This is a genomic window from Geodermatophilus arenarius (assembly GCF_042654585.1).
In the GTDB taxonomy this organism is placed as follows: Bacteria; Actinomycetota; Actinomycetes; order Mycobacteriales; family Geodermatophilaceae; genus Geodermatophilus; species Geodermatophilus arenarius.
This window is the reverse complement of sequence record NZ_JBHSGR010000017.1, coordinates 100,264-120,752: the sequence shown is the minus strand read 5'-3', so window position 1 is coordinate 120,752 and position 20,489 is coordinate 100,264. Positions and strand designations below refer to the sequence as shown.

The window sequence follows — 20,489 nt, the reverse complement described above, 5'->3', positions numbered from 1 at the left end:
GCTGACCAGCCCGGCCAGCGCGGCGACGTCGTCGCGCAGGTCCGGGTCGACGGCGAGCACCGCGGCGGCCAGGCAGCGCACCGCGGCGGCGCGCAGCTCCGGGTCGGCCAGCCCGTCGCGGGCGGCGCGGGTCCAGGCGCCGGCGACCGGCGCGGTGGCCTCGGCGGCGGCGTCGGCGTCGTCGGCGTCGTCGAGCAGCGCCGCGGTGACCGCGGCCAGCGCCGGCCACCACGGCTCGGGGGCGGCGTCGAGGTAGCGGATCTCCAGGTAGCCGCGCAGCCGCACCGGCGGGAACAGCGTGGACAGGTGGTAGTCCAGGTCGGCCGGGGTGGGCCGGCGCCCGCCCAGCGGGACCGCGCCGGTCACCCAGTCGGCGAAGCGGGTGCGGGTCAGCACCGGCTCGGCGTCGCCGGTGTGCGGGTCGCGGACCAGCATCACCGGCGCGGCCAGCGCGTACGCCGCCCACTCGCCGGCCGGGTCGGCGCCGCCGAGGATGGGGCCGCAGCGCGCCTGGTCGAGGGCGCCCCACACCTGCTGCCGCGTCGAGCGCCAGCCGGTGACCCGCCCGCCGAGCAGCGGCGAGCACGCCGAGACGGCGACCAGCACCGGGCCGAGCTGGTGGGCCAGCGCCACGCGGCGGCTCCACCCGCTGCGCGGGCCGGCGTCCAGGTTGACCTGCAGTGACGCGGTCGCGGTCATCATCGCCGTCCCGGCCGGGCCGCAGCCGACGGCGGTGAAGTGCCGCTCCATCGCGCGGTAGCGCGGCGCGGGGCTCACCCGGGCCGGGCGGCGCAGCGGGTCGGCGCCCACCGGCGCCAGCCCGAGCCGGTGGGGGGCCAGCGCGGCGGCGAGGTCGGCGAGGTCGGCGCGCAGCGCGGCCACCGCGGCCGCGGCGCCGGGCAGCGGCGGCCCGGACAGCTCGACCTGCCCGCCGGGCTCCAGGGTCACCCGGCTGCCGCCGGGCAGCGGCGGCACCCCGGCCACCGCGGCGCACACCCGGTCCCAGGGCACCCGAGCGGCTGGGGCGTCGAGGTCGACCAGGTGCGCCTCGAGCTCCAGGCCGACCCGGCCGACCGGACCGGACCGCAGCGCGGTGGCGGTGACGGTGGCGACGGCGGTCTCGAGGTCGAGCGCGGTGCGCTCCTCGACGGCAGGGCCCACGGGGCCCACCCCCTCCAGGTCCGGACCGGTCGCGAACGACCGCGGGTCGGTGCGGGGGCGGCCTCGCGCAGGGGCCGTCCTCGGCTGACATCCATGCACTACACGGCGCCTGTGACAACCCCCGGGGCCGGAGGACGCACCGCGCCGTCGTCCGGTGTTCGCGCGAGGATCGTCCGGTGGATGCCCCCCGGGACCGGGACGCCGCGGGGCGGGCCCGCAACGCCCGGCCGCGCGACGCCCTCGGCCGCCCGCTGCCCCGCGGCGCGGTGGGCGAGGAGCGCGCGCCGGAGGGGGTGCCGCGCACGCCGGACGAGGCGCTGACCGAGGCGCAGCGGCTGCTCGACGCCGGGCGCCCGTTCCACGCCCACGAGGTGCTGGAGGACGCGTGGAAGGCCGCGCCCGAGCACGAGCGGCAGCTGTGGCGCGGGCTGGCGCAGCTCGCCGTCGGGCTGACCCACGCCGCCCGCGGCAACGGGCGCGGCGCCGCCCGGCTGGTCGAGCGCGGCGTGGGCAACGTGGCGCCCTACGCGGCCGCGCCGCCGCACGGGATCGACGTCGCGGGCCTGGTGGCCTGGGCGCAGGAGCCGCTCGCCGCCGACCGGCCGTTCCGGCTGCGCGGCCGGGACTGACCCCACCGGGCGCGTCCGCGGACGTGCACGGTGGGTCAGCCGTGCTCGGCCAGCAGCGCGCGGGCGCGGGCGGCGAACGGCGCGAGGCCGAACGCGTCGCAGATCTCCAGCGCCCGCCGCAGCTCCGCCGCCGCGCCCGGCCGGCCGAGCAGCCCGAGCACGCCGCCGCGGTAGAGCGCGGTCGGACCGAGGACGGTCGTGCCCGCCCACAGCACCACCACGGTGTCGCCGTAGCTCTCCAGCGCCGGCAGCTGCGCGGCGGCGAGGTCGCGGTCGCGCAGCTCCAGGGCGGCGTCGGCGAGCAGCACCGCCCGCACCGGCTCGCGGGCGCCGTGCGCGGGGAACGCGAGCCACCGCTCGACGACGGCGTGCGCCTGCTCCCGCCGCCCGGCCTGGGCGTGGGCCAGCGCGAGGACCGACAGGAACCCGGCGTCGACGGTCGCGGCCAGGTCGACCACCTCGGGCACCAGCGCGCCCATCCGGCGCTCGTGCCAGGCGGCGATGCCCTCGATCGTCTGCCGCGACATCCGGGTGACGTCGGCGGCGGCCGGGGAGGTGGTCGGCGCCTCGCGGACGGCGGCGTCGGCCAGCCGGCGGGCGCCGTCGGCGTCGCCGCGGGCCAGCGCGAGCCCCGCGGACCACCAGGCGTCCAGCTGCAGCAGGTCGCCGTCGCCGCGCCGGGTGGCCAGCTCGGTGAACCGGCGGGACACCGCCGCGGCCTCGTCGGCCTGCACGGTCTCGGTCAGCGCGCAGCGCAGCAGGTGCAGGGCGGTGGCCTCGGCGGCGGGGTCGCCGGCCGACTCGCGCAGCAGCGCCCGGGCCAGCTCCACCCGCTGCGCCGCGTGCGCCGGCGTCCAGTCGGCCACGAACCGGGCCACCCGCGCCCGCGGCCGCGCGGACGGGACGTCGCCGGCCGCGGCGAGCGCGCGGTCGGCCAGCTCCCGGCCGCCCGCCTCGCCGGTGGAGGACCGCTGCACCGCCAGCGCGGCGAGGACGGCCGAGGCCAGCTCCGGCGGCAGCGCGTCGGCGCCGGCCGCGGCCTCCTCCAGCAGCGCGACGTCGGTGGCCGCCGGCGCGCCGACCGACGCCCAGTAGCCACCCAGCCCGCCGCCGGCGGAGGCGACGGCGGCGCGGGCCAGCCGCGGCGCGTCGCCGATCCCGCGGGCGAGGTCCGCCGCCGCGCGCAGCGCCGCACCGCTCTCCTCCAGCAGCCCCAGCCGGCGCAGCGCCCGGCCGCGCAGCAGGTGCAGGTCCGCCGCCAGTGCCGCCTCCCCGGGCGGGACGTGCGCGAGCCCCCGGTCGGCCAGCGCGGCCGCGACCTCCACGCCGGCCCGGTCCAGCGCCTGGCGGGCGGCCCGGAGGCACGCGCGGGCGGCCACCGGGTCCGGCCCGCCGGCCGCGGCCTCGCTGCGGTGCACCGCGATGGCGCCGGCCGCGGTCGCCGTCGCGGGCGCGGCCTCCAGGACGTCGGCCGTCCGGCCGTGCACGCGCGCCCGCTCGACCGGCCCGAGGTCGGTCAGCAGCACCTCGCGCACCAGGTCGTGCGCCACGCGCACCCGGCCGGGGGAGGTCTCGACCAGCAGGCCCGCGGACAGCGCCGTCGTCACCCCGCCGTCGTCGCCGGACACGACGGCGGCCAGCAGGCCGACCGGCACGTCCCGGCCCGCGACGGCGGCCGCGGCCAGCGCCTCGCGCGCGGGCACGGGCAGCGCGGCCAGCCGCAGCCGGACGACGTCGCGGACCCCGGCCGGCACGGCCTCCCCGGCCGACGGCGGCAGCGCGGCCAGCTCGGTGACGAAGAACGGGTTGCCGCCGGTGCGCTCGGCCAGCGCGGCGACGACGGCGCCGGCCGGGGCGTCCCCGCGCAGCCCGGTGACCAGGTCGGCGACCTCGTCGGCGGCCAGCCCGGCCAGCCGCAGCCGCCGCGCGCCGGGCAGCCGGGCGGCCAGGCCCAGCACGCGGGTGAGCACCGGGTCGGCGGTGGCCTCCTCGCGGCAGGTCACCGCCAGCAGCAGCCGGCTGCCGTGCAGCTGGGACAGGACCACCTCGAGCACGTGCAGGGAGTCGCGGTCGGCCCACTGCAGGTCGTCGAGGACGACGAGCAGCGGCCGCTCGGCGGCGAGGGCGTGCAGCCGGCGGGCGGTGTCCAGGCCGAGGGCGAAGCGGGCGCCGGTGTCCGCGCCGAGCGCCGCCTCGGGCAGCCCGCCGAGCACCTGCTGCCAGGGCCAGTACGGCGGCGCGCCGCCGATCTCGGCGCACCGCCCCCAGCGGACGGCGGCCCCGGCGCGGGCGGCGAACGCCTCGACCAGCCGGGTCTTGCCGATGCCCGGCTCGCCGGTGACGACGACGGCGGTGCCGCGGCCCGCGCCCGCGGCCGCCCACGCCGCCGCCAGCGCGGCGAGCTCGCCGGGCCGGCCAATGAAGCCGTCCCCGGCCGGCTCGGCCCGTGGCGCTTGCACGGCGGCGGGTGCCGGGGTACGCGCCGGGGCGGCCAGCGCGGCGTCCTGGCGCAGGACGGCGGCCTCGACGTCGCGCAGCTCGGCCGAGGCGTCCAGGCCCAGCTCGTCGGCGACCCGCTCCCGCGTGCGGCGCAGCACGTCCAGCGCGTCACCCTGCCGCCCGGCCCGGTACAGCGCCCGGGCCAGCAGCGCGGCGGTGTGCTCCCGCAGCGGGGCGACGGCGGCCGCCGCGGTGAGGTCGGGCACCAGCTCCGCGCCCGCGCCCAGCGCCAGCCGGGCCTCGGCCAGCCGCTCGACGGCGACCAACCGCAGCTCCTCCAGCCGCGCCACCGCCGGGACGACGTCCTCCACGTCGGCGACGTCGGCGTAGGGCCGGTCCTGCCACAGCGCCAGCGCCTCGGTGAGCAGCCGGGCGGCCTCCCGGTCGTCGGCGGCGGTGCCGGCGGTGACCAGGTCGGCGAAGGCGTGCGCGTCGACGGCGGTGCGCGGCAGGACCAGCGCGTAGCCGTCCCCGCGGGTGACCAGCACGGCGGCGTCCCGGGCGCCGCGGCCGGGGTCCAGCAGCCGGCGCAGGCGGCTGACGTGGCCCTGCAGGGTCGTCGTCGCGGTGGCCGGCGGGACGCCGCGCCACAGCCGGTCGGCCAGCGCGGCCGCCGGCACGGTCCGGCCCTCGGCGGCGGCGAGCAGCGTGAGGACCTCGGCGGGCCGGCGCCCGCCGAGGTCCACCGCGGCGCCGCCGCGGAGCAGCCGCGTCGGCCCGAGCACGTCCAGCCGCAGGTCCACGGCCGGGGAGGGTAGGTGGTCCGGGCCCTCCCGGGGCTCAGGCGGCTCGCGTGCCGCCGTCGGGGGACCGGCGCAGCGGCGCGACCCGCCACCAGGCGAGCGCGGCGAGCAGCAGCGTGACGGCCCCCGCGGCGCCGGTCTCCGTGGAGAGCCACTCGGTGGGCCCGCTGTCGGCGGTCAGCGGGGCGAGCACGTGGTAGAGCAGCGCGTTGAGCACCGCGTGCGCCAGCACGCCGGGCCAGATGCCCCAGCGCAGCTGCATCGAGGCGAGCGCGGCGCCCAGCGAGGTGGTGCCCACGGTCAGGCACAGCAGCGCGAACGGCACCGGGATCCCGGCGGGCGCGCCGCCGAGGAAGAGCACCAGCGGCCAGTGGAACAGCGACCAGGCCAGCCCGCTGACCAGGACGACGGTGCGCGGGCCGGCGACCTCGGCCAGGCGCTGCACCAGCAGGCCGCGCCAGCCGACGTCCTCGGCGAGCGCGAGGGCGACGTAGGGCAGGACCAGCACCGTCAGGCCGAGCGCCACCGTCGGCGTCAGCCCCTCGGAGGCGAAGCCGGCCAGCCCGGTGGCCCACAGCAGGCCGCCGGCGGCCAGCGTCGGCAGCAGGGCCCACAGCCAGGCGGTGCCGAGGCTGCGCCACGACGTCCGGCGGAAGCCCCAGCCGGGCCGGCGCAGCGTCCCGGCGGTGACCAGTCGGGCGAGGACGGCGGCCACCAGGGGGATCAGGGCCTGGCCGAACAGCAGCGCCTGGACCAGCGGCGGCTCCTGGTCGACGTGCGCGACGTCGGCGTCCGCGGCCGCCGCGACGGCGGTCGTCAGGGTGAGCAGGCCGGCGGTCGCGCCGAGGAAGACGCCGATCTCCCGCCACGGCGACGGGCGGGCCGCGGGCGCGGCCGGCGGGGCGGACGGGGACGGGGCGGACAGGGACGGGGCGGACAGGGACGGGGAGGTGCTCATGGCGGCTCCAGGGGAGGTCGGTCTCGATCGGCGCCCACCGTCGGAGCCGGTGCTGGTCGGGGACTGGTCGGCCGCTGGCGGGGGCGGGACCAGCGGCCCACCAGCGCGCGGGCGCACCGTGCGGGGCATGGAGCCGCTCGACGCCGTCCCCCCGCCCGGTCCTCCCGCCGCCGAGGCGGTGACCGTCCCGCCCGGCTGCCCGCCGCGCCGGCTCGTGGCCCGGGGCGCGGACGTGGTGCTCGTCGTCACCGCCGGCCGCCCGCTGGTCGCGGTCGGCTCCGCGCCGGCGCGGCCGCGCCCGCCCGGCTCGGCCGTCGTCTGCCCGCGGGGCGTGCCCTGGTCGGTGGGCGGCGGGGACGCCGCGGCGCGGGTGGTCGTCGTCGCCGTCCCGGCCGGGCCGCAGGCCGCCCTGGCCACGCTGCTCGGCCCACCGCCGCTCGACGGGGCCGCGCTGGTGGCGGCCGCCGCCGACGGCGGCCTGGAGGTCGTGCTGGAGCCGGTCCCCGGCGCCTGACGCGGCGCGCGCCCGGCGGTGTCACGATCGGGGTGTGAGCAGCGACACAGCAGCGGACCCGACCGCCCTCGGCGAGCCGGCCGCCGTCCCGCGCGGGCCGGTCACCTCGGCCTCCTACTCGATCACCGTGCGGCTGACCGCCGACGGCGACCCGGCGAGCATCGGCCGGATCGCGACGGCGGTGGGCGAGGCCGGCGGCGCGGTGACCGCCATCGACGTCGTCGACTCCCGGCCCGACGGGCTGACCGTCGACGTGACCTGCTCGGCCGCCGACGCCGCGCACTCCGAGGAGATGGTCACCGCGCTCGGCGCCGTGCCCGGGGTGGCCGTGCGCAAGGTCAGCGACCGCACGTTCCTGCTGCACCTCGGCGGCAAGCTCGAGGTGGCCTCCAAGGTGCCGCTCAAGACCCGCGACGACCTGTCGATGGCCTACACGCCCGGGGTGGCGCGGGTGTGCCTGGCGCTGGCCGAGCACCCCGAGGACGTGCGCCGGCTGACCATCAAGGGCAACACCGTCGCCGTCGTCACCGACGGGTCGGCCGTCCTGGGCCTGGGCGACCTCGGGCCCGGCGCCGCCCTGCCGGTGATGGAGGGCAAGGCGGCGCTGTTCAAGCGGTTCGCCGACATCGACGCCTGGCCGATCTGCCTGGACACCCAGGACGTCGACGAGATCGTGCGCACCGTCGAGCTCATCGCGCCCGGCTTCGGCGGCATCAACCTCGAGGACATCGCCGCGCCGCGCTGCTTCGAGATCGAGGCCCGGCTGCGCGAGCGGCTCGACGTCCCGGTCTTCCACGACGACCAGCACGGGACGGCGATCGTGGCGCTGGCCGCGCTGCGCAACGCCCTGCGCGTGGTGGACAAGCGGCTGGCCGACGTGCGGATCGTCGTCGCCGGGGCCGGCGCCGCCGGGACGGCGATCGTGCACCTGCTGCTCGCCGCCGGCGCCGGGCAGGTGCTCGTGTGGGACCGGGAGGGGATCCTCTCGCCGGACGACGAGCGGCTGTCCCCGGCCAAGGCCGACCTCGCGCGGCGCACCAACCCCGCGGGCGTGCGGGGCGAGCTGCCCGACGCGCTGGCCGGCGCCGACGTGTTCATCGGGGTGAGCGCCGGCAACGTGCTGCCGGTGGAGGCGCTGGCCGCCATGGCCGAGCGGGCGGTGGTCTTCCCGATGGCCAACCCGACGCCGGAGGTCGACCCGGTCCGGGCCCGGCAGCACGCCGCCGTCGTCGCCTCGGGCCGGTCGGACCTGCCCAACCAGATCAACAACGTGCTGGCCTTCCCCGGCGTCTTCCGCGGGCTGCTGGACGCCCGCGCCACCGAGATCAGCACCGGGATGCTGCTGGCGGCGGCCGACGCGCTGGCGGCGATCGTCCGCGACGACCAGCTCAACGCCAACTACATCATCCCGAGCGTGTTCGACCCCGCCGTCACGCAGGCGGTGGCCGCCGCGGTCGCCGACGCCGCCCGCGCCGAGCCGGGCGCGACCGCGACGGTCACCGACCGGACGTCGTTCGTCGGGTGAGCGCCGCGCGGACGGGCACCGCGCACTTCCGCGGGAGTGCACCCGTCCGGGGACGACGGGAGGCGGCGACGGCGGGGATCATGGCCGGGTGCCCGAGTTGCCCGAGGTGGAGGCGCTGGCCGCGTTCCTGCGCGAGAACGCCGTCGGCCGGGTGGTCGCGCGCGCCGACCTGACCGCGCTGCAGGCGCTCAAGACGTTCGACCCGCCGCTGTCGGCCCTGGCCGGGCTGGAGGTCACCGGCGCAGCCCGGCACGGCAAGTTCCTCGACCTCGACGTCTCCGGGCTGCACCTGGTCGTGCACCTCGCCCGCGCCGGGTGGCTGCACTGGCGCACCGGCCTGCCCACCGCGCCGCCCAGGCCCGGCAAGGGGCCGCTCGCCCTGCGCGTCCACCTCGACGACGGCAACGGCTTCGACCTCACCGAGCAGGGCACCCGCAAGAGCCTCGCCGTCCACCTGGTCCGCTCGCCGTCGGAGGTCCCCGGCATCGGCCGGCTCGGCCCCGACGCCCTCGCCGTCGACCGCGAGCAGTTCGCCGCGCTGCTGGCCGGGCGGCACGCGCAGCTCAAGGGCACGCTCACCGACCAGACCGTGCTGGCCGGCGTCGGCAACGCCTACTCCGACGAGATCCTGCACGCCGCCCGGCTCTCGCCGTTCAAGATGGCCGACAGGCTCTCCGACGACGAGCTGGTCCGGCTGTACGACGCGCTGCGGGCCACGCTCACCGACGCGCTGGAGCGCCAGGTCGGCCAGGCGGCGGCGACGCTCAAGGGGGAGAAGCGGTCGGGGCTGCAGGTGCACGCCCGCACCGGCCTGCCGTGCCCGGTGTGCGGCGACACCGTCCGCGAGGTCAGCTTCGCCGACACCTCGCTGCAGTACTGCCCGACCTGCCAGACCGGCGGCAAGCCGCTGGCCGACCGGCGGATGAGCAAGCTGCTGCGCTGAGAGCGGTCCCGGTCCGGGGCCGAGGAGGTCCTCGCCCGCTGGCCGGACCCCGACGCGCTCCTCGCCGGCTGCGACGGGGTCGCCCTCGGCGTCCTGGCGGTGCTGGACCGGCACGGCCGGCAGGTCCCGGCGACGCCGCGGTCGCCGGCCCCGACGACGTCCCCGTCGCCGGGGTCACCGGGCTGACGACGGCGACGCACCCGGTGGAGCGGATCGCCGGCGCGGCGGTGCGGGCCGTGCCCACCCGCGCCCGGCTCACCGGGGCGGCCGCCGAGGGGACGGTGTTCCTCCCCCCGGAGCTGGTCGTGCGCCGCAGCGCCTGGGCGTCAGCCGGCCCGCAGGGCCATCAGCCGGGAGAGCACCCGCGCGAGCACGGTGCCGCTCACGCCGGCGTCGTCGTGCGCGCCCGTGCCGGGCCCGGGCGAGCCGACCGCGGTCCACCAGTCCTCCAGCGGCGGCGGCGCCAGGACGTCGACCCGCTGGCCCGGCCGCGGCACGAGCACCTGCACGCCCGAGCGCCCGGCAGCGGCGAGCAGCCGCTGCACCGGCTCGTCCCAGCGGTGGAAGGCGAGGTTGAACGTGGCCCAGTGCACCGGCAGCAGCACCCCGCCGCCGAGGTCGCCGTGCGCGCGCACCGCCTCCTCGGGGTCCATGTGGATGTGCGCCCAGGCCTCGTTGTAGGCGCCGATCGGCAGCAGCGTGAGGTCGAAGGGGCCCAGCCGGGCGCCGATGCCCGCGAAGGCGGGGGTGTAGCCGGTGTCGCCGCCGAAGAAGACGCGGTGCCGCGGCCCGGCCACCACCCACGACGACCACAGCGTGGTGTCGCGGGTGAGGTAGCGGCCGGAGAAGTGCCGCGCCTCGGTGCAGGTGATCGTCAGGTCGCCGACCGTCGTCGCGCCGTCCCAGTCCAGCTCGACGACGCGGTCCTCCGGCACGCCCCAGTGCCGCAGGTGCACGCCCACGCCGAGCGGCACGACGAACGGCGCGTCCTGCTGCTCGACCAGCGCCCGCACCGTGGGCAGGTCCAGGTGGTCGTAGTGGTCGTGCGAGACGAGCACGGCGTCGACGCGGGGGAGGGACTCCACCGGCGCCGGCGGCTCGTGCAGCCGGGTGGGGCCGAACACCGGCGACGGCGAGACGCGGTGCCCCCACACCGGGTCCACCAGCACGCGGGCGCCGTCGACCTCCAGCAGCGCGCTCGAGTGCCCGAACCAGGTGACGGCGAGCTCGCCGGCCTCGGCCGGGACCTCCGGGCGGGCCAGCGGCACCGGGCGGGCCGGCAGGCCGACGTGCCGGTCGTCGTGCCACTGCCGGAGCAGGCCGCGGCGGGCGTTGGGCGGCGGCAGCGTGGGCGTGGGCAGCGTGTTGTGGAACTTCCCGTGCGACCACTGCGGCGAGCCGGCCGCCGTGGGCCGGATCTCCCGCCGGCCGGCACCGATCGCCGTGGGCAGCCCCCACAGCGCGCGGGCCAGCCAGCCCGCGGGGAGGGCCAGGGCGGCGGCGGTCAGGGCGGTGCGGCGCGCTCGGTCTCGGCGCAGGGCGGGCGACGGCACGACGTCCATGTTCCCAGCCGCGCCCGGGCGGCCGCCGCGACCCGCGTCACCGTCCGGCGCCGGAGGGTCAGGTGCTCGGGTCCTCCGCGGGATCGGGGAAGTCGTACGGCGGCTCGGGGTGCTGGCGCTCGGCGGCCACCATCGCGTCGACGGTCACCTCCCCGGCGCGGGCGAACTCGAGGGCCACCGGGATCGACTGCGAGGACCGCAGCGACCGCTCCAGGCCGACCAGGGTGACCGACGGGGCGCCCTCCGCGCCGACATAGACGTTGTCGTCGGCCGGGACGGCGATCGCGAACGCGCCGCCGTCCCCGTCGACGGCCCCGGCGAAGGGACCCTCGACGGCGACCAGGGTGTCGTCCTCGGCGCCGGAGTTCGCGATGCCGAGGAACAGCCGGGCGTCCTCGCCCTCCTCGTACAGCCCGTCGAGCGGGTACTCGAGCTGGACCTGCAGCACCGACAGGTCGCCGGTGACGGCCTCATCGGGACCGATCGCGCCGCCCGCTACCTCGGGGGCCGGGGTCGACAGCGGCTGTTCGGCGGTGCAGGCACACACGGTGAGGACCAGGGCGGCGGGGATCGCGAGTGCGGTGCGGGGCATCGTCGTCCTCCTCGTCTCGGGGTCGGTGCCGTAGGGTGTGCCCCTCGACCGGTGCACGATGCCAACTGTTGCCGTAATGCAACATAAAGGGGGAGGCGTGGACGACGAGGTGCTGCTCGGCCTGGCCCGGGCCGTCGTCGGGGTCTCCACCCGGGCGGCCGCACGCCTGGGGGAGGTCTCCGTCGTGCAGTTGCGGGCGCTCACCGTCCTGCGCGCGCGGTCGGGCGCCTCCCTCGCCGACCTCGCCTCCGGGGTCGGCGGCAGCATCTCGACGACGAGCCGGCTGGTCGACCGGCTGGTCGCGGCGGGCTGGGTGGAGCGCCGCCCCTCCCCGGCGAGTCGCCGCTCGGTCAGCCTCCGGCTGTCCGCCGCCGGGGAGGAGCTGCTCGACCGCTACGACGCCCTGCGGCTGACCGAGCTGCGGGCCGCCGTCGCCGCCCTGCCCGATGACCGCCGTGAGCCGGTCCTCGCCGCACTCGGGGAGTTCGCCGGCGCGGTGAGCGGGACGCCGTCCCGGCGGGAGGTGCCCGAGGAGGGCGGTGACCCGGCGTGCTGGCTGGCGCGGGTGTGCCCGGCGTGCGGGCGCATGGCCGACGAGGACCCGCCCACCCGCTGCCCCGCGTGCGGCGAGCGGCTCGAGTCGGCCTGACGACGGCGCCACGGACCCCGGCCCGCGGTGCCCGTCCCCACCGCGCGCGGCGAGGTCGGGCACCGCAGGGGAAGGGCGGTGCTTCAGCGGCCGGCGGCGAAGTCGGCCAGGGCGCGGCGCAGCGCCAGGCCGTGCCGGTCGGAGCGCACGTGCAGCTCGTCGCGCGCCGACAGCGGCAGCCCGGTGCTGGCCAGCTGCGCCTGCAGCTCGAGGTCCTCGGCCAGCGCCCGCTGGGTGCGGGCGACCTCGGCGGCCACCACGTCCGGCCCCGGCAGCGGCTCGCCGTGCCCCGCGCGCAGCAGCACGCACGCGTGGACGCGGGTGGAGTCGGCGTCCTCGGGCTGCAGGAGGAACAGCGTCGTCGTCGCCGCGCCGGAGGCCGGGGACTCCAGCCGCCGCCGCAGCTGGAACGGCGCGCGGTGGACGGCGGTGGCCACCGTCGCGCCCTGCTCGCGCACGCTCGTGAACCCGCCCGGCTCCGGCGTCACCTCGGGGGCCGGCGCGCCGTCCTCGGGATCGCCGTGCACGAACGGGCCGTGCGTGGGATCGAGGAGGGCGTCGGCCAGCGGTCCGGCGGGGCCGGCCGAGCGGACCGGCGTCAGCCAGCCGCGGACGAAGCGGCGGTCGCCGTCCTCGGGCAGCTCGAGCGGGACGTCGCGGGGCTCGGCCGGCGCCAGCCAGACGACGCCGAACCGCTCGCGCACGCCCCACGCCGGCGGGTCCGCCGACAGGCCGTCCGCGCCGCGGGACAGCGCCCACGTGCGGCCGAGCAGCCGGACCTGCAGCCAGCCACCGGGCCGCAGCTCGCGGGACAGCGCAACCGGGTGCCAGGCATGCTCCAGCGACGGGTCGAGGTTGCCGAACACCGGCCCCGGCGGCGGCCCGGGGGCCGGAGCGGGCTCGGGCACCGGCTCGGCGGCGGGGGCCGGCGGGAGGGCGACGACGGTCCGCTCGGGCGCGAGCCAGACCCAGCCGTGCCGCTCCTCCACCGCCCACGGCACCGGCAGGTCCGCCCGCGGCGGCGGGCTGCCGTCGGGCCCGAGGGAGGGGACGTCCACGCAGCGGCCGTCGGCGTCGAAGCGCCAGCCGTGGTACGGGCACTGCAGCCGGCCCCCGACGACGGCGCCCGCCGCCAGCGGGACCAGCCGGTGCGGGCACCGGGCCGGGAAGGCGCTGACCTCCCCGCCGGGCCGCAGCCGGACGACGACGTACGCGCGTCCCCCGGCGCCCACCGGCACCGGCGTCGTCCCGACCTCGGTGGCGCGGGCCACCGGGAACCACCCCGTCGACCGTCCGGTCGACGTGCCTGCCGTCGCGGTCATGCCGTCCAGTGCACCGCCGGCGCACTACCGCGGCGTTACGGCGGTCGGAAGCTCAGGTCACGGCTCCGCACCGATAGTTTCGATCATTTCCGACTCAACCGTCGCCGACCTATGGTGAGCGCCGTCACACGTCCGGAACAGGTCGACACGAGGGGGCACAGCCGTGACCGAACCCGCCGAACGGCGGTTGCTGACGCCGGAGGAGTACCGGCAGGCACAGGACTCGCCGGAGTTCACGGAACTGCGCAGGCGCTTCCGGGCCTTCGCGTTCCCGATGACCGTGGCCTTCCTGGCCTGGTACCTGCTCTACGTCCTGCTCTCCACCTACGCGCCGGACTTCATGGCGACCCGGGTGTTCGGCAACGTCAACCTCGGGCTCCTGCTGGGGCTCGGCCAGTTCCTGTCGACGTTCGTGATCACCCACGTGTACGTGTCGCACGCCAACCGGCGCACGGACCCGATCGCCGACGAGATGCGCGAGCGGCTCGAGCACCACGAGTACGCCGCCGGCCACCGCGCCGCCACCGACCTCGGGAAGGGGGCCACGCGTGCCCGTTGACGTGCTCGCCGCCGACGCCACCATCGGGACGCCGGCGCTCAACATCGCGATCTTCGGCGCGTTCGTGCTGGTCACCCTGGTCATCACCTTCCGGGCCAGCCGCAACAACAAGAGCGCGGCGGACTACTACGCCGCGGGCCGCAACATCAGCGGCACCCAGAACGGCCTGGCCATCGCGGGCGACTACCTGTCGGCTGCCTCGTTCCTCGGCATCGCCGGGGCCATCGCCGTCTACGGCTACGACGGCTTCCTGTACTCGATCGGCTTCCTCGTCGCCTGGCTGGTGGCGCTGCTGCTGGTCGCCGAGCTCATGCGCAACACCGCCCGGTTCACCATGGCCGACGTCCTGGCCTTCCGGATGCGGCAGGGCCCGGTGCGCACCGCCGCGGCCATCTCCACGCTCGCGGTGTCGCTGTTCTACCTGCTGGCCCAGATGTCGGGCGCCGGCGGGCTGGTGACCCTCCTGCTGGGGGTCACCGGCGAGGCCGCGCAGGCGCTGGTCGTGGTCCTCGTCGGCGCCCTGATGATCATCTACGTGCTGGTCGGCGGCATGCGCGGCACGACCTGGGTGCAGATCATCAAGGCCTCGCTGCTGATCGCCGGCGCGCTGGTCATGACCCTGTGGGTGCTCGGCGAGTTCGGCTTCAACCTGTCCTCGCTGCTGGGCGGCGCGCAGGCCAACGCGGTCGAGGGCCGCGACGTCCTGGCGCCCGGCGCGCAGTACGGCGCGACCAGCACGTCGAAGCTCGACTTCGTCTCGCTGGGCCTGGCCCTGGTGCTCGGCACGGCGGGCCTGCCGCACGTGCTCATGCGCTTCTACACCGTGCCGACGGCGAAGGACGCCCGTCGCTCGGTGGTCTGGGCGATCTGGCTGATCGGCATCTTCTACCTGTTCAGCCTGGTCATCGGCTACGGCGCGGGCGCCCTGGTCGGCGCGGAGACCGTCCTCGGCGCACCCGGTGCGGTCAACTCCGCCGCGCCGCTGCTGGCCTTCGAGCTCGGCGGCACGGTGCTGCTCGGCATCATCGCGGGCGTCGCGTTCGCGACGATCCTCGCGGTGGTCGCCGGCCTGACGATCACCGCGTCGGCCTCGTTCGCGCACGACGTCTACGCGTCGGTCATCAAGAAGGGCAACGTGCCGCCCAACGGCGAGGTGCGGGTCGCCCGCATCACCGCCGTCGTCATCGGGGCGATCTCGATCGGCCTGGGCATCCTCGCCCTGCAGGCCGGGCTGAACATCGCCTTCCTGGTGGCCCTGGCCTTCGCCGTCGCGGCGTCGGCGAACCTCCCGACGATCCTCTACACGCTGTTCTGGAAGCGGTTCACCACCCAGGGCGCGCTGTGGTCGATGTACGGCGGCCTGATCGCCTGCATCGTGCTGATCGTCTTCTCGCCGGTCGTGTCGGGTGCGCCGGTCAACCCGGCCACCGGGCTGTCCCCGTCGCTGTTCCAGGACGTGGACTTCCACTGGTTCCCGCTGAACAACCCCGGCATCGTGTCCATCCCGCTGTCGTTCTTCCTCGGCTGGCTGGGCACGGTCCTGTCCAAGGAGAAGCCGGACCTGGACAAGACCGCCGAGCTGGAGGTCCGCTCGCTCACCGGGATCGGTGCGGAGAAGGCCGTCGCCCACTGAGAGGACCCCTGGCCCCCCACCCCTCGCTCCGCTCGGGGCGGGACCCTGCCAGGGGGCCGTTCCAGCACCTCACCTGCCGAGGCGCGCGTCCCCGACGGGGCGCGCGCCTCGCGCGTTCAGGCGGCGCGGGCGGCGGGCACGGCCTCGGGGAGGGCGGTGTCGGGCAGCGCGGCGTCGACGGCGACGACGGCCGCCGCGGTGGAGGGAGCGGCGCGGCGGGAGCGCCGCAGCGCCCAGCGGGTGACGACGGCGGCGAGGACCACCAGGCCGGCCAGGGCCTCGCGGACCGAGCCGGTGGCGGCGCCGGCCACGGCGACGGCGAGCGCCGCGGCGTAGACCGCCGTCAGGACGACGGCGGGGGTGGGCAGGTGCACGGGGACCTCCGGGGACTGCCGTTCTGGGCGCGGCCCCGCCGGGCCGGCGGCCGGGCTGCGGGAGCCCGGCCGCCGGCGCGGCGACGGCGCGGGAATCGGGAGTTCAGCGGCTCACTTGAGCAGGTCCTTGGCCTTCTGCAGCAGCGTGTGGGCCTCGGTCTGCGGGGTGTCGTAGAGCCGCGGGTCGCCCGGGACCAGCGTCGGGGCGTCGGCCGTCGCCTCGATCGCCGCGGCACGGAACTGGTTGTCCGTGCCGTCGAGCGCGGGGCCGGAGGCCCAGCGGCCGTTGGCGGCCTCGGGGCCGTCGGAGGCCTGGATGAAGGTGTAGCCCAGGTCGCCGACCTCGTCCGACAGCGGGAAGGCCTCGGGCACCGGCAGCCCCTCGAGACCGTCCTCCTTCAGCTGCTCGACGGCGGCCAGCCACTGCTGCTGGTGCATGTGGTCGCGGGTGATGAGGAACCGCAGCATGTCCTTGACGCCCGGGTCGTCGGTCATGTTGTAGAGCCGGGCCACCTGCAGCCGGCCCTGCATCTCGGCGGTGGCGTTGTAGTAGAAGTCGGCCATCAGGTTGCCGGAGGCGGTGACGTACGCGCCGGACCACGGGTTGCCCATCGAGTCCATGTAGGACGCGCCCTGCCCGTTCTGGATCAGGTGCTGCGGGTTGTGCTGGCCGTAGCCGGCCGCGGCCTCCTTGGTGCGGTCGGCCGAGTCCGGCTTCAGCGGCGCGTGGTCGAGCAGCCGGTCGATCATCGTCACGATCATCTCGACGTGGGCCAGCTCCTCGGTGCCGATCGAGAGGAGCATGTCCTTGTACTTGCCGGGCAGGCGGGTGTTCCAGCCCTGCAGCAGGTACTGCGTGGCGACGGTCATCTCGCCCCACTGACCGCCCAGGATCTCCTGCATCTTGCGGGCGAAGTCCGGGTCGGGGCCGTCGGGCTTGGCCTCGTACTGCAGGGCGTGGGTGTGCGTGAACACGGGTTCTCCCTCACTCGGCTTGCGTCGTCGCGCCGCCGCCGCTGCGGCGACACCCCGGATCTGCCCCCGCGGGGTGGCCCGCCCGTGCCGTCCCGTGGCCCTCCGGTGCCACGTCGTCCGGCCTCCGGGCCCCACTCCTCGCGCCGCCTCGCGGGGCGGCTCACGTCAGGGGACTCGGTCAGGAGGGGGACCTCACCGGTCGGGGAGCTGGACGCAGAGGGTGAGGCCGGCGTCGGAGGTGGCCCAGACGACGGCGCCCCCGAGGTCGTGCGCGTGGCGCTGCACCGACCACAGGCCCAGGCCCGTGAGGTCGACCGGCGGCGAGTCGTGGCGCAGGTACTGCACGACCCGCTGCGGGTGCGCCACGTCCTGGGTGAGCGCCAGCCGGACCCAGCCGTCGCGGTGGACCGCCGTGAGCAGCACGGGGGCGCCGTCGCCGTGCCGGTGGGCGTTCTCCAGCAGGTTCGTGAGGATCCGCTGCACGCGGGCGTCGGCCACGTTCACCCCGGCGGCGCACTCCTGCACCGCCAGGGTGAGCTGCCGCGGCGGCAGCCCGGAGGCGGCCACCGACGCGCGGACGACGTCGCCGAGCCGCCGGCCGCTCGGGGCCTGCCGCGTCGCCCCGCCGGAGGCGTCGGCGGTGCGCAGCATCGAGGACAGGTGGGCGGTCTGCGCGCGGGCCAGCTCCAGCAGCTCCTCGCGCTGGGTGGGCTGGCGGTCCAGCGAGCCGAGCAACGCCTCCAGCGAGGCCAGCGGGCTGCGCATGTCGTGGCACATCGCCCGCAGCAGCGCGCCCTCCGGTGTGGGTGGCGGCTCCTGGCCCGGCCGCGGGCCGCGGGCGGCGCGGACGACGTGCTCGCGCACCACGCGAGCCAGGTCGGTGAGCAGCCGTCCGGAACCGGGCCGGACGGTACGGGGTGTGTCGGGGGCCAGGGTCACGGGCACCTCCGGGTGCGGGGAGCCCGGTGCGCGGACGCATCGGGCCAGGTGAGGAGGGTCGTGGGGTCGACCGACGCCGGGGCTGGGCGTCAGACGTACGTGGACGTGGTCGTGGTGGACGACCACCCGTTGTTCAGCCGGGGGCTGTCCCTGCTGCTCCCCGGTGTGAGCGAGGGCCGGGTGCGCGTGGTGGCCACCACCGACGACGCCTCGGCGGCCGCCGCGCTGGTGCGCCGCCACCACGCGGACGTCGCCGTCGTGGACCTCCACATGCCGCCCCCGGGCGGCGTGCGCGCCATCGCGGCCATCCGGCGGGCCGACCCGGCGGTGCGCGTGGTGGCGCTGTCCGGGCTGGCCGAGGCCGACGCGGCGCTCGAGGCGCTGCGGGCGGGGGCGGCGGGCTTCCTGCCGAAGTCCGCGGATCCGGAGCACCTCGTCCGCCCGCTGCTGTCGGTGCTCGACGGCTGGTCGGTCATCCCCGAGGCCCTGCTGCGCCAGCTGCTCGACGACGCCGCGCCCACCGGCGAGCAGACCGTCGCCGACCGGCTGACCAGCGACGAGCGCCGGCTGTGGCGGCTGGTGGCCGACGGCACGAGCACCGTCGACATCGCCACCACGCTGCACGTGTCCGAGCGGACCGCCAAGCGGCTGGTCGCCTCGCTGCTGCGCAGCCTCGGGGTGGCCACCCGCGTGGAGGCGGCCGCGCTGGCCGGCCGCGTCGGCCTCGGCAAGGGGGCCGGCGGCGGCCTGCGCTGAGCGGGCGTACCGCGTGGCAGCGGTCATCGAGCGCCGGGCTACCCGGGCAGATGATCGACACTCCCGCGTTCCGGTGACCTGGCCCCGACGGGCCAGCGACCTCCCCGGTCAGCCGGTCGGGCGGGGCGCTCCCGTGCCGGGCGCCGCGGCCCACGGTCCCGACGCGGCGACGGTGAAGGCCGCGACGTCGTCGGCGGCCATGTCGACCGCGGCGTAGCCGCCGTTGCCCGCGCCGACGCAGGCCACGACGGTGGCCAGGCCCGCGCGCCGCTGGAACCAGGTCTGCCGGACCTGCCAGCCGACGACGGCCCGCCGCTGCAGCACCGCCTGCTCGCGCACCAGCAGCCCGCTGCGCACGCTGAACGAGCCGGGCCCGGTGGCGTGGCCGAGCGCGGCGTAGCGGCCGAGGCCCAGCGGCACGCCGAGCACGGTGAGCACGATCCCGGCGGCGAGCACGCCCCAGAAGCCGGTGAGGACCGTCAGCGCGGCCCCGGCCGCGGCGACGAGCAGCCCAGTGCCGACCGCGCGGACCACCGCCCGCCGGCGGGCGGCGGGCGGGTGCGGCGCCAGCGGGCCCGGGTCGTCGACCAGCAGGCCGAGCAGCCGCACCGCCTCCGCGCGCGGGCCCAGGGGGAACAGCTGGCCGCGCCGGCTGGCCGCGCCCAGGCCGGTGACCAGGGCGTTGACCCGCGCGGCCCGCACCAGCCGCATGCCCAACCCCTCGGCGAGGGTGCCGCCGCGGATCCGGTCCACCTCCAGCTCGGTGTGCCGCCGGGTCACCAGCCCACGGACGGCGACCAGCGAGCCCCCGCGGCGCACCAGCCGGAAGCCCCAGTTGACCACCGCCGCCCCGGCGACCGCCCCGACCGCGAGCAGCACCACCGCGACCACCGCGGTGACGACGAGGACGCGGACGTCGGTGAGGTCGGGGCCGGTGAGGTCGGGGCGCAGGTCCCGGGGCAGCTCCTGCAGCAGCCGCGACAGCGCGCCGACGGCGGCCAGCGGCACGGCGAGGTAGCTCGCGACCAGCGGCGCGTACAGCAGCCAGCGCCGGTCGAACCGGGCCAGCTCCTGCTCGGCCGGCTCCTCCGGCGGCGGGGCGGACGGGTCCGTGCCGGGGGACACCGCCGCGGCCCGCCGGTGGGTGAGCACCGAGGTCCGCAGCCGGTCGCCCTCCGCCCGCGGGACGCCGTCGACGACGACCTCCTCGTCCCCGCCGGTGAGCGTGCCGGCCGCGGCGTCGACGCGGACGCGGACCAGCCCGAACAGCCGGTGCAGCGCCGGCGCCTCGACCTCCACGCCGCGGATCCGGTCGTTGGGCACCGTGCGCACCGACCGCGCGAGCAGGCCGCGCGTGACGACCACCGCGGACGCGGTGTCGAGGTAGGTGGTCCGCCACCACGTCAGCGCGGCGAACAGCAGCGACAGCGCCGTCACCGCCACGACCAGCGCGACGACGACCCCCGGCCCGTCCACGCCCACCGCGGCGACGACGGGGATCGCCGCCGGCACCACCTGCCGGGCCTGGCGGAAGGTGACGGTGTGCACGAGCACGACCAGCGGCGAGGTGCGCCGAGGGGCGGTCGTCTCGGGCGCCGTCAGGACCGGGTCCGTCACGTGGCCTCGTCCCGCACCTGCTCGGCCCGGCGGGCCAGGTCGTCGGCCACCCGCTCGGCGACGGCGACCTCCAGGTGCGGCACCCGGACGGTGCCCTGCGACGAGGCGGTCAGCACCGCGACGCTGGCCAGCCCGTAGAGCTGCTGCAGCACGCCGCGGGTGACGTCGACGGTCTGGATCCGGGCGACCGGCACCAGCGTCCAGGTGCGGCTCAGCCAGCCGGTGAGGGTGTGCACCGCGTCCGCGGTGACCTCCCAGCGGTGCACCCGGTAGCGGATCCAGGGCCGCACCCCGATCGCCACCACCGCGTACCCGACCAGGAGCACCGGCAGCAGCCACCGCAGGACCGGCACCGGCCCGCCCACCGACGCCGGCACGGTCAGCACGAGCACCGCCACGAGCACGCCGTAGACGAGCGTGCCGATGACGCCCTGGGTGACCCACAGCCAGATGGCCGAGCGCGACAGCGACCAGGCCGGCTCGCGGACCGGGGGCGCGGGGGGAGCGGACGTCACGGCCCGATCCTCCCAGCCCCCGGC

At 77.8% G+C, this 20,489-nt stretch carries 19 protein-coding genes; 8 read left to right on the top strand and 11 right to left on the bottom strand.

What is annotated here, in order from left to right:
- Positions 1 to 1,161, bottom strand: a 1,161-nt coding sequence (egtA, locus tag ACFO3M_RS15835; RefSeq protein WP_387990695.1) for an ergothioneine biosynthesis glutamate--cysteine ligase EgtA, incomplete at its 3' end; no start/stop codon positions are given.
- 176 nt (positions 1,162 to 1,337) lie between these two features.
- Here egtA and ACFO3M_RS15830 point away from each other — a divergent pair.
- Positions 1,338 to 1,790 (top strand): DUF309 domain-containing protein, encoded by a 453-nt coding sequence (locus ACFO3M_RS15830; protein ID WP_387990692.1) that lies wholly within the window; start codon positions 1,338 to 1,340, stop codon positions 1,788 to 1,790.
- Positions 1,791 to 1,825: 35 nt separating this feature from the next.
- On the opposite strand, the gene ACFO3M_RS15825 is transcribed toward ACFO3M_RS15830, so the two are convergent.
- Both ACFO3M_RS15825 and ACFO3M_RS15820 read right to left on the bottom strand, forming a co-directional pair.
- Positions 1,826 to 5,032: a BTAD domain-containing putative transcriptional regulator gene (locus tag ACFO3M_RS15825; protein ID WP_387990689.1), complete on the bottom strand. Its 3,207-nt coding sequence runs from the start codon at positions 5,030 to 5,032 to the stop codon at positions 1,826 to 1,828.
- A 37-nt stretch (positions 5,033 to 5,069) separates the two neighbouring features.
- Positions 5,070 to 5,990, bottom strand: a complete 921-nt coding sequence (locus ACFO3M_RS15820; protein ID WP_387990686.1) for a CPBP family glutamic-type intramembrane protease — start codon at positions 5,988 to 5,990, stop codon at positions 5,070 to 5,072.
- Positions 5,991 to 6,117: 127 nt separating this feature from the next.
- On the opposite strand from ACFO3M_RS15820, the gene ACFO3M_RS15815 reads away from it, so the two are divergent.
- The 3 genes from ACFO3M_RS15815 to ACFO3M_RS15805 all read left to right on the top strand — a co-directional run bounded on the left by ACFO3M_RS15815 (position 6,118) and on the right by ACFO3M_RS15805 (position 8,972).
- Positions 6,118 to 6,504 carry a hypothetical protein gene (locus ACFO3M_RS15815; RefSeq protein ID WP_387990683.1) on the top strand — a complete coding sequence of 129 codons (387 nt, stop codon included), beginning with the start codon at positions 6,118 to 6,120 and terminating at the stop codon, positions 6,502 to 6,504.
- Between the two features lie 34 nt (positions 6,505 to 6,538).
- Positions 6,539 to 8,029, top strand: a complete 1,491-nt coding sequence (locus tag ACFO3M_RS15810) for an NAD-dependent malic enzyme (protein ID WP_387990680.1) — start codon at positions 6,539 to 6,541, stop codon at positions 8,027 to 8,029.
- Positions 8,030 to 8,117: 88 nt separating this feature from the next.
- Positions 8,118 to 8,972: an Fpg/Nei family DNA glycosylase gene (locus tag ACFO3M_RS15805; protein WP_387990677.1), complete on the top strand. Its 855-nt coding sequence runs from the start codon at positions 8,118 to 8,120 to the stop codon at positions 8,970 to 8,972.
- A gap of 326 nt (positions 8,973 to 9,298) precedes the next feature.
- On the opposite strand, the gene ACFO3M_RS15800 is transcribed toward ACFO3M_RS15805, so the two are convergent.
- Together ACFO3M_RS15800 and ACFO3M_RS15795 are read right to left on the bottom strand one after the other, a co-directional pair.
- Positions 9,299 to 10,534, bottom strand: coding sequence for an MBL fold metallo-hydrolase (locus ACFO3M_RS15800; RefSeq protein ID WP_387990674.1), 1,236 nt, complete (start codon positions 10,532 to 10,534; stop codon positions 9,299 to 9,301).
- Between the two features lie 58 nt (positions 10,535 to 10,592).
- Positions 10,593 to 11,126 carry a copper chaperone PCu(A)C domain-containing protein gene (locus ACFO3M_RS15795; RefSeq protein ID WP_387990671.1) on the bottom strand — a complete coding sequence of 178 codons (534 nt, stop codon included), beginning with the start codon at positions 11,124 to 11,126 and terminating at the stop codon, positions 10,593 to 10,595.
- A 97-nt stretch (positions 11,127 to 11,223) separates the two neighbouring features.
- Here ACFO3M_RS15795 and ACFO3M_RS15790 point away from each other — a divergent pair, with 97 nt between their 5' ends.
- Positions 11,224 to 11,775 (top strand): MarR family transcriptional regulator, encoded by a 552-nt coding sequence (locus ACFO3M_RS15790; RefSeq protein WP_387990669.1) that lies wholly within the window; start codon positions 11,224 to 11,226, stop codon positions 11,773 to 11,775.
- Positions 11,776 to 11,858: 83 nt separating this feature from the next.
- On the opposite strand, the gene ACFO3M_RS15785 is transcribed toward ACFO3M_RS15790, so the two are convergent.
- Positions 11,859 to 13,097: a Rieske 2Fe-2S domain-containing protein gene (locus ACFO3M_RS15785; RefSeq protein ID WP_387990666.1), complete on the bottom strand. Its 1,239-nt coding sequence runs from the start codon at positions 13,095 to 13,097 to the stop codon at positions 11,859 to 11,861.
- Positions 13,098 to 13,260: 163 nt separating this feature from the next.
- On the opposite strand from ACFO3M_RS15785, the gene ACFO3M_RS15780 reads away from it, so the two are divergent.
- Entirely contained in the window at positions 13,261 to 13,656 is a 396-nt protein-coding gene (locus ACFO3M_RS15780) for a DUF485 domain-containing protein (protein ID WP_387990663.1), read from the top strand.
- Positions 13,646 to 15,289 carry a solute symporter family protein gene (locus tag ACFO3M_RS15775; protein ID WP_387990660.1) on the top strand — a complete coding sequence of 548 codons (1,644 nt, stop codon included), beginning with the start codon at positions 13,646 to 13,648 and terminating at the stop codon, positions 15,287 to 15,289. Before ACFO3M_RS15780 ends, ACFO3M_RS15775 begins: the two co-directional genes overlap by 11 nt.
- A gap of 116 nt (positions 15,290 to 15,405) precedes the next feature.
- On the opposite strand, the gene ACFO3M_RS15770 is transcribed toward ACFO3M_RS15775, so the two are convergent.
- From ACFO3M_RS15770 to ACFO3M_RS15760, 3 genes are all read right to left on the bottom strand, one after another.
- Complete coding sequence (locus tag ACFO3M_RS15770; protein ID WP_387990657.1) at positions 15,406 to 15,663, bottom strand: hypothetical protein; 258 nt, start codon at positions 15,661 to 15,663, stop codon at positions 15,406 to 15,408.
- A gap of 111 nt (positions 15,664 to 15,774) precedes the next feature.
- Positions 15,775 to 16,638 carry a manganese catalase gene (locus ACFO3M_RS15765; RefSeq protein ID WP_387990655.1) on the bottom strand — a complete coding sequence of 288 codons (864 nt, stop codon included), beginning with the start codon at positions 16,636 to 16,638 and terminating at the stop codon, positions 15,775 to 15,777.
- Positions 16,639 to 16,830: 192 nt separating this feature from the next.
- The gene (locus tag ACFO3M_RS15760) at positions 16,831 to 17,577 is read right to left on the bottom strand and encodes a sensor histidine kinase (RefSeq protein ID WP_387990652.1); all 747 of its coding nucleotides are present in this window, start codon (positions 17,575 to 17,577) and stop codon (positions 16,831 to 16,833) included.
- Positions 17,578 to 17,691: 114 nt separating this feature from the next.
- Between ACFO3M_RS15760 and ACFO3M_RS15755 the strand changes: the two genes are divergently transcribed.
- A complete protein-coding gene (locus ACFO3M_RS15755; protein ID WP_387990649.1) occupies positions 17,692 to 18,333 on the top strand; it encodes a response regulator in 642 nt (213 codons plus the stop codon).
- A 108-nt stretch (positions 18,334 to 18,441) separates the two neighbouring features.
- Here the strand turns inward: ACFO3M_RS15755 and ACFO3M_RS15750 are convergent, their stop codons facing one another.
- The gene (locus ACFO3M_RS15750) at positions 18,442 to 19,950 is read right to left on the bottom strand and encodes a PH domain-containing protein (RefSeq protein ID WP_387990646.1); all 1,509 of its coding nucleotides are present in this window, start codon (positions 19,948 to 19,950) and stop codon (positions 18,442 to 18,444) included.
- Positions 19,947 to 20,465 (bottom strand): PH domain-containing protein, encoded by a 519-nt coding sequence (locus ACFO3M_RS15745; RefSeq protein ID WP_387990643.1) that lies wholly within the window; start codon positions 20,463 to 20,465, stop codon positions 19,947 to 19,949. The genes ACFO3M_RS15750 and ACFO3M_RS15745 overlap by 4 nt, the downstream gene beginning before the upstream one ends.
- Between the last annotated feature and the right edge of the window lie 24 nt (positions 20,466 to 20,489).

Bases quoted from the DNA above. Each gene is read 5' to 3' on its own strand.
- ACFO3M_RS15820 (WP_387990686.1), bottom strand. From the start codon at position 5,990: ATGAGCACCTCCCCGTCCCTGTCCGCCCCGTCCCTGTCCGCCCCGTCC.
- ACFO3M_RS15815 (WP_387990683.1), top strand. From the start codon at position 6,118: ATGGAGCCGCTCGACGCCGTCCCCCCGCCCGGTCCTCCCGCCGCCGAG.
- ACFO3M_RS15800 (WP_387990674.1), bottom strand. From the start codon at position 10,534: ATGGACGTCGTGCCGTCGCCCGCCCTGCGCCGAGACCGAGCGCGCCGC.
- ACFO3M_RS15795 (WP_387990671.1), bottom strand. From the start codon at position 11,126: ATGCCCCGCACCGCACTCGCGATCCCCGCCGCCCTGGTCCTCACCGTG.
- ACFO3M_RS15785 (WP_387990666.1), bottom strand. From the start codon at position 13,097: ATGACCGCGACGGCAGGCACGTCGACCGGACGGTCGACGGGGTGGTTC.